Raw genomic sequence first — 11361 nt, 5'->3', positions numbered from 1 at the left:
TCAGTCGTCCTTGCGCCGCGCCGAGGGCGCAGCATGCGGCGAGCCCGGTCCCGATTCGGACGGCGGCGGTGCGGCCTTGTCGCGCGAACGCGACGACATCGATTCGAGCAGGTAATAGAACATCGGGATGAAGAACACGGCGATGGCCGTCGCGCCGAGCATCCCGCCGATCACGCCCGTGCCGATCGAGTGACGGCTGTTCGCCGACGCGCCGAGCGCGATCGCGAGCGGCACGACGCCGAGGATGAACGCGAGCGAGGTCATGATGATCGGCCGCAGGCGCTCCTCCGCTGCCGTGAGTGCCGCGTCGAACGGCGAAGCGCCGGCCTCGCGGTTGATCACCGCGAACTCGAAGATCAGGATCGCGTTCTTGGCAGCGAGCGCGACCAGCATCGTCATCCCGATCTGGAAGTACACGTCGTTGTTGAGCCCGCGCAGCATGATCGCGACCAGCGCCCCGAACAACGCGAACGGCACGGCCATCAGCACGCCGAACGGCAGCGACCACTTCTCGTATTGCGCCGCGAGGATCAGGAACACCATGATCAGGCCGAAAACGAACACGAGGCCCGACGTGCCGCCCGACTGGCGCGCTTCGTACGCCTCGCCGCTCCACGCGACGTCGTAGCCGGCCGGCATCTGCGCGGCAAGCTCCTCCAGCGTGGCGATCACCTGGCCCGAACTGTAGCCGGGCGCCGCGTTCGCGGTGATCTTGACGGCGGGGAAATTGTTGAAGCGCGTGATCAGGTCGGGACCCGTGACGTACTTGTAGGTCACCACCGACTTGAGCGGCACCATGTTGCCGCTGTTGCTGCGCACGAAGATCTGGTCGAGATCCTGCGGCTTGAGCCGGTACGACGGTTCGGCCTGCAGGATGACCTGCCAGAGCCGGCTCGCACGGTTGAACTGCGATACGTAGAGCGAGCCGAACATCGTCTGCATCGCACTGTAAACGTCCTGCACCGGCACGCCGAGCGTCTCGGACTTGTCGCGATCCACGTCGACCAGCAACTGTTGCGACGATGCGTTGAAGGTCGACGTCACGCCCACCAGCTCGGGCCGCGCCTTCGCCTTGCGCACGAAGTCGTCCACGACGTCGGCCAGCTGCGCGATCGATGCGTCGCCCTTGCTCTGCACCCACACCTCGGTGCCGCCCGTCGTGCCGAGCCCCGGAATCGACGGCGGGTTGACCGGAATGACGATCCCCTCGCGGATCCCGGACAGCGTCTTGTATGCGTCGATCAGCACCGCGCGCGCGTTCTGCGTCCTGATGTTCGCGAACTTGTAGCGTTCGTCGAAGCCTTTGAGACCGACGAAGAAAGTACCCGCGTTGTTCTTGTTCTGGCTGTCGAGCAGGCTGAACCCGTCCACCGTCGTAATGCTGTCGACCGCCGGCTGCTTCATGAAGTAGTCGCCGACGCGCGCCGACACATCGCCCGTGCGGTCGAGGCTCGCCGCATCGGGCATGATGATCGCGCCGAGCAGGTAGCCCTGGTCCTCCGGCGGCAGGAACGCGCCGGGCACCGTCCGGAACATCACCACCGTCAGCGCGATCATGCCGCCGAACAGGATGAGCGCCATCACGAAGCGCTTGATGACGAACCTGACCGCGTGCGTGTAACCGGCCGTCATCCTCGCGAACACGCGCTCGAACCACCGGAAGAAGCCCTTCTTCTCATGGTGCCCGCTCTTGAGCAGCAGCGCGGCGAGCGCGGGCGACAGCGTCAGCGCGACGATGCCCGAGATCACGACCGAAATCGCGATCGTGATCGCGAACTGCTTGTAGAGCTGCCCCGTGATGCCGCCGAGAAACGCCACCGGCACGAACACCGCGCACAGCACCAGCACGATCGCCACCACCGGCCCGGCCACCTCGTCCATCGCGCGCTTCGCGGCCGCCTTGGGGTCGAGCTTGTGCACCGTCATGTTGCGCTCGACGTTCTCGATCACCACGATCGCGTCGTCGACCACGATGCCGATCGCGAGCACCATGCCGAACAGCGTCAGCATGTTGATCGAAAAGCCGAGCACGGCCATGCCCATGGCCGTGCCGAGGATCGACACCGGCACCGCCAGCACCGGGATGATGGTTGCGCGCAAGCTTTGAAGGAACACGAATACGACGATCACCACCAGGATCAGCGCCTCGAAGAACGTGTGGACGACGTCCGTGATCGACGCGCGCGTGAAATCCGTCGTGTCCATCGCGATCTTGTAGTCGAGCCCTTCCGGAAACGACTTCTTCATTTCCGCGAGCGCCGCGCGCACGTCGCGCGACACGTTGAGCGCATTCGCGCCCGGCTGCTGGTACACCGCGATGATCGTGGCCGGCTTGCCCTGGAAGCGGCTGCGGATCGAATAATCCTTCTGCCCGAGTTCGGCGCGCCCGACGTCCTTCAGGCGAACGATTGCCGCGCCCTGGCTCGCGGCGCGGATGATGATGTTGTCGAAGTCGGCCGGCTCCGCCAGGCGCCCCGGTGTCGTCACCGCGAACGATTGTTCGACCGGGTTGCCCGTCGGCGCCTGCCCGAGCCGCCCGACGGCGAACTGCTGGTTCTGGTTCGCCACCGCTCGCTGCACGTCCGCCGCCGTGATGCCCAGTTGCGCCATGCGGTCCGGCTTCAGCCAGATGCGCATCGCGTAATCCGGCGTGCCGAAGATCGACGACTGGTTCGCCCCGCCGATGCGCTTGATCGCATCGAGCACGTAGATGTTCGCGTAGTTCGCGATGTAGGTCGCGTCGTAGCGCTGCTCGGGCGAATAGATCGCGATCACCATCATGAACGCGGACGATTTCTTCTGGATCTGCACGCCCTGCGACTGGACCGACTGCGGCAGTTGCGGCAGCGCCAGGTTCACGCGGTTCTGCACGTCGACCTGCGCGAGTTCCGGGTTGGTGCCGATCTCGAAGTACGCGTTGATCGTCAGGCTGCCGGTCGACGAGCTCGACGAGTTCATGTAGATCATGTTGTCCGCGCCGTTGACCTGCTGCTCGATCGGCGCGGCCACGTTGTTGGCCACGACGTCGGCGCTGGCGCCCGGGTACGACGCGGCGATCGTGATCTGCGGCGGCGTGACATCCGGGTACTGCGCGACCGGCAGCGCGAGCATCGTCAGCGCGCCGCCGAGCGTGATCACGATCGAGATGACGGACGCGAAGATCGGCCGGTCGATGCAGTAGTGGGAGATGCTCATGTGGCCGCTCCGTCATGGCGTCGCCGTGCCGCCCGACCCGTTCGACGAAGTCGCCTGCGCGGCCGGCGCCGGCGCCGACACGATCTTCAGCGGCGTGTCGGGTGCGACACGGATCGCTCCGTCGACGACGACGCGCTCGCCGGCCTTGAGCCCGTCGGTGATGAACCAGTCGTCGCCATGCCATTCGCCGACTTCGACGACGCGCTGGTGCGCCTTCGATTCGTTGTCGACGACCCAGACAAAATGGCTCCGCGCCCCCTGCAGCACCGCGCGTTGCGGCACGAGCACCGCCGCCGGTCGCATCGCGCCTGACACGCGCGCGCGTACGAACTGTCCGGGCCGCAACGTGCCTTTCGGGTTGTCGAATACCGCGCGCACGAGGAACGTGCCTGTCTCGGTGCTGAACGCGGGGTTAGCGAAATTGATCCGCCCGCGCTCCGGAAACTCGGAACCGTCCGCGAGCACGAGCGTCACGACGAACTCGTCGTTCGGCGGAAAACGCAGCCGTCCGCGCGTGATTTCGTCGCGGTACTTCAGCAATTCGTTTTCCGAGATGCTGAAGTTCACCCACATCGGGTCGAGCTGATACACATAGGTCAGCAGCCCGCTGCCCGTGGCCGTCACGTAGCTGCCGTCCTGCTGCCGCGCGAAGCTCGACAGCCCGGTGATCGGCGACTTGATCGTCGTGTAGCCGAGATTGAGCTGCGCGCTCTGCACCTGCCCCTGCGCGGCGATCACCGCGGCTTCCGCCTGCTGTGCGTTGCCCACCGCGTCGTCGAGATCCTTCTTGCTCAATGCGTTCTGTGCAGCGAGCGGCCTGACCCTGGCCAGATTTTCCTTCGCGACGTTGAGCCGCGCCTGCTGCTGCGCCAACTGGCCCTTCGCCGTCTGGAGCGCGGCCTCGAACGGCTTGTGGTCCATCAGGAACAGCGTCTCGCCAGTCTTCACCATCTGGCCTTCCACATAGGTACGCTTGTCCAGAAAGCCGTCCACGCGTGCGCGAATCTCGACTTCGTGCGAGCTCTGCGTCTGCGCAGTGAATTCGAAATCGACCGGCGTGTCGCGCGGCGCGACCGCGACGACCGTCACCTGAGGCGCGCCGAGCGCCGGGACGCCCGCCGGCTTCTTGCATCCCGCGCACAACGCGAGAGCCACGATCAGCGGCATCGAACTGAGAACGGATACGGGCTTCATGAGTTGATCCCCGAGCGCCACTTCGCCATGCAGCTACCGAATACCACGACGGCATCGTCGCGATTCACGAGCGTCGCGGCACCCGCTGCGGCACCGCCCGCGGCCCCTCGGAGCATGCCGCCCTGCGGCGGCGGAGCGGGCGCATACGCGCTGCGCTGCGCGAGGGCCACCGGGTCGATGCCCGTGGTCTGCTTCGCCCACCCCTGGCATTCCGCCGTATCGGTCTGCTGCTTCCGGGCGCTCCGGTCCTTCGCGGGGTAGTCGATCGGCTGCTGCCGGGCGAATGACGCACCGACGATCGTCAAGGCGACGACGCCGGCCACGACGCGCGTGAACCGCCGGATGCGCACGACGCTCGCATGCGTGCCTTGCCACGTCCCTTTCCCTCGCTGTCGTCCGGATGCCATGTCCGGCCTCGCTTCCGTCCGATCTTCCGTCGACCTGCCAGTCGTCGTGCGCGCGTGGATCGCGGCCTCACGACCCATGACATGCCGTCATCGCCGATTGAGGCGGGTAATCTTCGATCCCCTGAGGCCGATCCCGGCCATCAGCCCTTTCTGATCGAAGATGAACGCGTAAATGTCGGATTGAAGCGTCGCCGTCGTCAGGTTCTTCGCGGCGCCCGCATCCCCGATCACCACTGTCGGTGCCATGCCGACCTCGAATCCAGCGCTCGTCTTCAGGTTGTCGAGCGCCTTGTCCGACATGAACATCATCACGTAGCCGTAGGTCTGCACGCCGGCCTGTAGACCGTAGGTCACCGAGGTGGTTGCGTAGTAACCGGTGACCTTGCCTCCCTCGATCAACTCGCCGGTGCCGTGCGACGCTCCGGCAATGAACCCTGCCCGGACCACGGTCGGAAATACCAGGATGCCCTTCGCCTTTTGCGCGACGTCCTTGGCCTGCGGCGTGCCGGCATAGAGGTTCGCCAGTGCGGCCTGCACGTCCTGGTCGAGCACGGCATCCTCCGACGACGAACCGGATGGCGATTGCCCGGTCGAGCAGGCGGCCGTCACGGCGAACAGGGAGACTATTGCCAGCTTGCGAACACAATCGAACATGATGCGTACTCCCGTTGATTTCCAGCCGTCGAGCGAGCGTGTGCGACGCATGCGCCGACAATTCGCGCGTTGTCGCATTTCAGTGTGGTTGGCGTACCTGCCGAAGACAATCGGACTTTGGTCCCATGTCGCGTCACCGCGCGGGCGGGAATTCAGAGCGACGACGGGATGCCCAGCGCCGTCTGTACGGTCTTGATCAGCAGTGCGTCGTTGAACGGCTTGCGCAGATATCCGGCTGCGCCGGATGCGAGCCCATGCTCGCGCACGGCGACGTCGTCGTAGGCGGTGATCAGGATGACGGGCATGCCGCTCCCGACCAGGCGCCGCTGTACTTCAAGGCCGTTGAGGCCAGGCATCTGGATGTCGAGGATCACGCAGGCCGGGCGGTAGGCGGGCATGGCCGCCAGTGCGTCGAGAAAATCGTCGCCGCTCGAGAAGGTGTCCGAGCCGATGCCGACGGAACGCAGCAGGCGCTTGATCGCCCGACCCACCGATTCATCGTCGTCGACCACCGCAACGAATGGCTTGACGTTACCCATTGTGATCTTTCCGGATTCGACAAATGACTGGGTCGCAGCGATCCCGCAGATTGAGGCTATCAGCCGCGGGGCGAAACCGGTATAGGACTTTGGTCCACCGACCGTGCGCCGCACGTTCCCTCAGCGAAGCGCGCGGGCGTTCTGCATTGCGCCGATGCCGACCTTGTCGGCGAGTCGCACGAGGTCGGCGAGCGACGCCGCCTCCATTTTTTCCATCACGCGTGCGCGGTGGATCTTGATCGTCTTCTCGGCGATACCGAGATCGTCCGCGACCTGCTTGTTCAGCCGTCCGCTTACCACCAGCGCCATGACTTCCCGCTCGCGTGGCGTCAGGCGGCCCACCCGCGCCTGAATGGTCTCGATCTCCCTGCGGTACGCCCCCATCTGCATCGACCGTCCGAGCGCACGCGCAATCGCGTCGAGAAGCACCGCCTCGTCGACCGGCTTCGGCAGGAAGTCGGTGGCACCGGCCCTCATCGCGTCCACCGTCTTGCCGATGTCGCCGTGCCCCGTGACGAAGACGATCGGCAGCACCGCGCTCAGTACACGCTGCAGTTCGAGCCCGCTCACGTCAGGCAGTTCAAGGTCCAGCAACAGGCACTCGGGGCAACTGGTCAGATCCGCGCCGGTCAGGAGCGCGCGCGCCGACTGGAATGACTCGGCACGATAACCGACCGAACGCGCAAGCCGTGTCAGCGCGCGGCAAACCGACGGGTCGTCATCCACGACGAATACGATTCCGGAAGCGTTCATGGTTCGCGACACGCGCCCTCCGACGGCAATGCAACGTAGAACGACGCACCGCGGTCCGCATTGTTTTCCGCCCAGAGACGGCCGCCGTGCGCGGTGACGATCGTGCGGCTGATCGACAGGCCAAGCCCCAGCCCGTGCGGCTTCGATGTATAGAACGGCTTGAAGATCCGGTCGATCTGATCGATCGTCAGACCGTGCCCCCGATCCCGCACCCCCATGCGCACCGTCGCGTCCGGCTCGGCCCACACGCGCACCGCGACGACCCGATCCGACGCGAATCCGCCCTGCACTGCATCGAACGCATTGAGCAGGAGATTGAGCACGACCTGCTGCAACTGCACCTTGTCGCCGCGCACGGCCGGCAGGTCGCCGTCGACGTCGAACGTCGTCCGCACACCGCGCAGCACTGCATCGCTGTGCACGAGCAGCACGACATCGCTGACGATGCCGCCGAGGTCGAGTGGTTGCAGGTCCACATCGCCCTTGCTGACGAGCGCACGCATCTTGCGGATGATTTCCCCGGCGCGACAGTTGTCCGCCACGATGTCCTCCAGGGTTTCGCGAATCTCCGACAGGTTGATCGGGTCTGCGTCCATGAAGCGCTGCGCGGCCTGAGCGTTGCTCAGGATCGCGGTGAGCGGCTGGTTCAGTTCGTGCGCGAGCGATCCCGCCAGTTCGCCCAGTGCCGAGATGCGCGTGAGGTGCGCAAGCTCGCGTCGGTTGCGGTTAAGCTCGACCCGCTCGCTGCAATCCACGATCACCGCGAGCCGCGTCGGCATGCCGTCGACACGGCTCGTGCTCGTCGTGACCTCCGCCGGAAATACGCCGCCGTCGCGGCGCTTCGCGACGACCGTTTGCGTGGTCTGCCCCACCGACTGCGCATGCGACATGACAGGCGCTCGCGCTTCGGGCGCCGTATCCGAAAACAATCCGGGAAACAGGTCGTGCTCCGACCTGCCGATCAACTCGTCGGCGCGGTAGCCAAACATCGCCCTCGCCTGAGCATTCGCAAAACCGATCCCTGCCTGCACGTCGAAGCCGACAATGGCGACCGGCACGAGTTCCAGCGCATCGCGCACGGAAGCCGCCGCGTCCCGGCTGCCGCCCCCAGGTCTGAGGCGTTTGCCGAACCACGGAATGTATCCCGCCGCGCGGGTCGCGCGAAACAGCGTCGGTGCGATGCGCCGACCGGACGCCGACAGCATCTTGCCGCTGCCCCATTTCCGGTGTGGCACGGCACGCGGCGGCGTGTCGATCGTGTCGCGCTCACTGGATACAGGCGACACCTGGATCGCCGAATCGGCTACCGCGCCGTTTGCCGAGGGGTCTGGACGGCGCCAGTTAAGTAATCGCCAAAAGAATGGCGGCAACCTATGCGCCGGAACGAGGTCGGTACGCAGCGAGGACAGAGACATGGCCATTTTTCTCCGTGACGACGCGCGGAAAATCCGGCACCTGTCGAGCGTTCCACGGTGCGCAACGGCGATGGCTGAGCGCGTGATCGATGCGACAAACGGGCAGCCTTGATGGCCCCGGCGTGCCCGAATCCCGATCGACGTATTGATTGTTTGGTCTCGCGCGACAGACCGCCTGGACATCGGCGTCGGGGGCCGCGATTCACGGCTCACCCGGAATCAATTCTAGGTATACGCGTGCATTGCATGCCAGGACAACGGGAATAATTTGCCGTTGGCACGCGCAGGATGCGCGGATTTTGTCTATGTAATCGCTTCGACAGGATTCCTGCTAATGCATCAGTCGCGATACCGCCATCACGTAAAGCGCAGATGCCGTGAGTTGACAAAGCGTGACGGGCAACCCGAAGCGCAGGAACCGCGCGAACGTCACCGGCGTGCCGTTGCGAGCGCACGCACCGGCCGCGACGATGTTTGCGGACGCACCGATCAGCGTCGCGTTGCCGCCGAGCGTCGCGCCAAACATCATCGCGATGAACACCGGAATCGTCGCGGACGGCCATTGCGTGAAGTGCGCGGACAGCGCACTCTCGGGCACGATCTCGGCCGCCACCAGATAGCCCTTGATCATCACGACGGACGCCGCTGCCACCGGCACATTGGCGAGCAGGCTGGACAGGAAGCCGATCCCCGCGATCACCGTCAGTGCGACGAGCGTCAACTGCGTGCCGAACAGGTCATACAGCCGCAACGCCAGCATCTGAAGCATGCCCGTCTTGACCGTCGCCTGAACGAGACAGAAGATGCTCGCCAGAAAGACCAGCGTCCTCCAGTCGACATCGCGTAACACGTTGTCGGTGGGCTCGACGCGCGCCGCGAACCCGACGAGCAGCGCCAGCGCGCTGGCGATCAGCGCAGCGGCCGGCGGAACGATCGGCGCCGGCAGATGCTCGCCGAAGATGAACAGCACCACCATCGCGGCCAGCACGGCGAGCGTGATGCCCGCATAGATCGGCCGTGCAACGCGCGTTGCCGCTTCGCGCGGCGGCAACGCACGTTGCATGCGCCACACGCCCGGCATCAGCCGGGGCAACAGCGGCACGATGATCGCCAGCGCCATCACGCCGCCGAGGCTCACGTGACGCAGATACGACGCAAACGTCATGCCGATCGAGCTGCCGACGAGGTAGGTCGCCGGATCACCGACGAGCGTCAGCAGGCCGGCGGAATTGCTGACGATCGCGGTCAGGATCATCGGCTCGGCGATGTCCACGTCGAGCGCCTTCGCGACACGAATGATGACAGGCGCGAGCAGTACGACCGTGGTCGCATTCGGCAGGACGGCGCACAGGGGCGCGACGATCGCGATCAGGAGCAGCAGGAAGCGCCGCCCGCTCCCGCCCGTCGCGTGCAGGTAGTAGTCGCCGAGCAGATCGAACACGCCCGTTGTGCCGAGGATGCGAGCGACGACCATGCCGCCGAACAACAGGCTCAGCGGTCCGTTCGAACTGCCGAACGCGACGGCGATGTCCTGCGCGGTCAGGATGCCGAGCGCGACGAGCAGGCACGTTCCCACCAGCGCGGCGACCGCCATGTCGATCAGATTGAACGCGATGGCGAGAATGACCGCTGCAAAGACGGCCAGCGCGATGACGATCTGTGCTTCACTCATGCGTCGGCTCCCTTCACCTATCGCACCGGTGGCGCGGCCATCAGGCCGCCACCGGACTCGAGCGCGTTGAGCCCGCGCTCGAGTCCGAGCGGGCTGTGCTGCCCCAGATTGCGGTCGAACATTTCGCCGTAGTTGCCGACGGCCTGCACGGCGCGCAGCATCCACCCCGACGTGACGCCGAGGTTGCGGTTGACTTCGTCGTCGGCGAGCAGCGCGGCCTGCACGTCGGCTTCATGCGAGCGCTGCGCCACGTTTGCCCGCGTGACGCCAAGCTGCTCGGCGCGCACCAGTGCGATCAGCACCCAGCGCACGAGCACGAACCACTTCGGGTCGTCGTCGCGTACGACGGGCCCGAGCGGCTCCTGCGAAATGCGTTCCGGCATGATCAGCCAGGATTGCGGGCCGCCGGGCGCGGTCAGGCGCGCGGCGCCGAGCTGCGACGCATCGCTCGTCCACGCGCGGCACCGTCCGGAGAACAAGGCCGTGCTCGCTTCGCCTGTCGATGCGACGACGACCGGCCGCAGGTTCAGGCCATGCGCCGCGGAATACGCCGCCAGATGATCCTGGCTCGTCGTCTCTTTCTTCACGCACACGAGCGCATCCTTGAGGTCGGCTGTCGTCCGCGGCGCGCCGTGCGCCCTCACCATCAACGCCTGGCCGTCATAGAAGAGCACGCCCGCGAATTGCACACCGAGCGCGCCCTCGCGCAGCAGCGTCCAGGTCGTGTTGCGGGCCAGCAGATCGATCGCGCCTTCGCGCAGTGCCGGGAAGCGCTCCGACGCGCGCAGCGGCACGAAGGCGACCTTGTCCGGACTGCCCAGTGCCGCGGCCGCGACTGCACGGCAGAAATCGACATCGATCCCGGACCACCTGCCGGCGGCGTCGCGCACGGAAAACCCCGCGATACCTTCGCTGACGCCACAGCGCAGCACGCCGCGCGCGCTTGCTTGCGCAAGCGTGGCACCCTCCGCCGCATGCGCGCCGGGAAGCACGGCGATCACGAGTGCGCAGGTCGCGACGATCCGTCCGAGCAATCGATCCACGCGCGTCATGGTTCTCCTCGTTCTTCAAGTCGGCTGTCGGGCAACCTGGCCGGGCCCCTGTCAAAGCGTCCACGGCGCCGACGACGCCACGCAGGTCGGAGCGATGGCGGCCGGAGCGGCGCGACGACCAGGCCGCCGACAACCGGTGCCGGGATGGTGTAGGTCTGACGCACCGGCCATGATCCGGCGACCGGCAGACAGGACAAGGGATGCGTCGGCCAGGGTTTCCGGTGAGTTCAGGTGGACGATGTTCGTGTCACGGGATGACGTCGGCCGGTGGTCCGGCGCGATGGCGCATGGGTCCGGCACCGGGTCTACCACGCGCGGCCGGCCGGGGATCGACGGTTGGATTCCCTCGCAAAGATAGTATCGAATCCCCCGTCGCCAATTGACAATAGGCCCTTGGTCCCATCCGGTGACACGTATCCAGCTTGCCGGCCGTACGATCACGGCATATTCGCGATCGCTACGCTGATTTCGGGCCGGCCA

The 11361-nt window shown here is 66.0% G+C and carries 9 protein-coding genes; all 9 read right to left on the bottom strand.

The annotated features are described in order from the left end of the window. The 9 genes from BDI24065_RS18270 to BDI24065_RS18230 all read right to left on the bottom strand — a co-directional run bounded on the left by BDI24065_RS18270 (window position 1) and on the right by BDI24065_RS18230 (window position 10881). Entirely contained in the window at window positions 1–3195 is a 3195-nt protein-coding gene (locus BDI24065_RS18270; protein ID WP_175032464.1) for an efflux RND transporter permease subunit, read from the bottom strand. 12 nt (window positions 3196–3207) lie between these two features. Then, on the bottom strand, window positions 3208–4389 hold the full coding sequence (locus BDI24065_RS18265) for an efflux RND transporter periplasmic adaptor subunit (protein ID WP_175032463.1): 1182 nt from the start codon (window positions 4387–4389) through the stop codon (window positions 3208–3210). Beyond that, complete coding sequence (locus BDI24065_RS18260) at window positions 4386–4796, bottom strand: hypothetical protein (protein ID WP_175032462.1); 411 nt, start codon at window positions 4794–4796, stop codon at window positions 4386–4388. Before BDI24065_RS18260 ends, BDI24065_RS18265 begins: the two co-directional genes overlap by 4 nt. An 87-nt stretch (window positions 4797–4883) precedes the next feature. Continuing rightward, complete coding sequence (locus BDI24065_RS18255) at window positions 4884–5501, bottom strand: YSC84-related protein (RefSeq protein ID WP_254609791.1); 618 nt, start codon at window positions 5499–5501, stop codon at window positions 4884–4886. A gap of 101 nt (window positions 5502–5602) precedes the next feature. Next, the gene (locus tag BDI24065_RS18250; protein WP_175032461.1) at window positions 5603–5989 is read right to left on the bottom strand and encodes a response regulator transcription factor; all 387 of its coding nucleotides are present in this window, start codon (window positions 5987–5989) and stop codon (window positions 5603–5605) included. A 120-nt stretch (window positions 5990–6109) separates the two neighbouring features. After that, on the bottom strand, window positions 6110–6742 hold the full coding sequence (locus tag BDI24065_RS18245; protein ID WP_175032483.1) for a response regulator transcription factor: 633 nt from the start codon (window positions 6740–6742) through the stop codon (window positions 6110–6112). Beyond that, on the bottom strand, window positions 6739–8370 hold the full coding sequence (locus BDI24065_RS18240) for a sensor histidine kinase (protein WP_175032460.1): 1632 nt from the start codon (window positions 8368–8370) through the stop codon (window positions 6739–6741). Before BDI24065_RS18240 ends, BDI24065_RS18245 begins: the two co-directional genes overlap by 4 nt. Before the next feature lie 118 nt (window positions 8371–8488). Further along, window positions 8489–9829: an SLC13 family permease gene (locus BDI24065_RS18235; RefSeq protein WP_175032459.1), complete on the bottom strand. Its 1341-nt coding sequence runs from the start codon at window positions 9827–9829 to the stop codon at window positions 8489–8491. Window positions 9830–9846: 17 nt separating this feature from the next. Further along, entirely contained in the window at window positions 9847–10881 is a 1035-nt protein-coding gene (locus BDI24065_RS18230) for an amino acid ABC transporter substrate-binding protein (protein ID WP_175032458.1), read from the bottom strand. Window positions 10882–11361: the final 480 nt, after the last annotated feature.

Source organism: Burkholderia lata, assembly GCF_902499025.1.
Taxonomy (GTDB): Bacteria; Pseudomonadota; Gammaproteobacteria; order Burkholderiales; family Burkholderiaceae; genus Burkholderia; species Burkholderia lata_C.
The sequence above is the reverse complement of the archived record's forward strand: the minus strand, read 5'-3'. Positions and strand labels throughout refer to the sequence as shown.

Excerpts from the sequence above, each read along its gene's own strand:
- BDI24065_RS18270 (WP_175032464.1), bottom strand. The coding sequence starts at position 3,195 with ATGAGCATCTCCCACTACTGCATCGACCGGCCGATCTTCGCGTCCGTC.
- BDI24065_RS18265 (WP_175032463.1), bottom strand. The coding sequence starts at position 4,389 with ATGAAGCCCGTATCCGTTCTCAGTTCGATGCCGCTGATCGTGGCTCTC.
- BDI24065_RS18260 (WP_175032462.1), bottom strand. The coding sequence starts at position 4,796 with ATGGCATCCGGACGACAGCGAGGGAAAGGGACGTGGCAAGGCACGCAT.
- BDI24065_RS18255 (WP_254609791.1), bottom strand. The coding sequence starts at position 5,501 with ATGCGTCGCACACGCTCGCTCGACGGCTGGAAATCAACGGGAGTACGC.
- BDI24065_RS18250 (WP_175032461.1), bottom strand. The coding sequence starts at position 5,989 with ATGGGTAACGTCAAGCCATTCGTTGCGGTGGTCGACGACGATGAATCG.
- BDI24065_RS18245 (WP_175032483.1), bottom strand. The coding sequence starts at position 6,742 with ATGAACGCTTCCGGAATCGTATTCGTCGTGGATGACGACCCGTCGGTT.
- BDI24065_RS18235 (WP_175032459.1), bottom strand. The coding sequence starts at position 9,829 with ATGAGTGAAGCACAGATCGTCATCGCGCTGGCCGTCTTTGCAGCGGTC.
- BDI24065_RS18230 (WP_175032458.1), bottom strand. The coding sequence starts at position 10,881 with ATGACGCGCGTGGATCGATTGCTCGGACGGATCGTCGCGACCTGCGCA.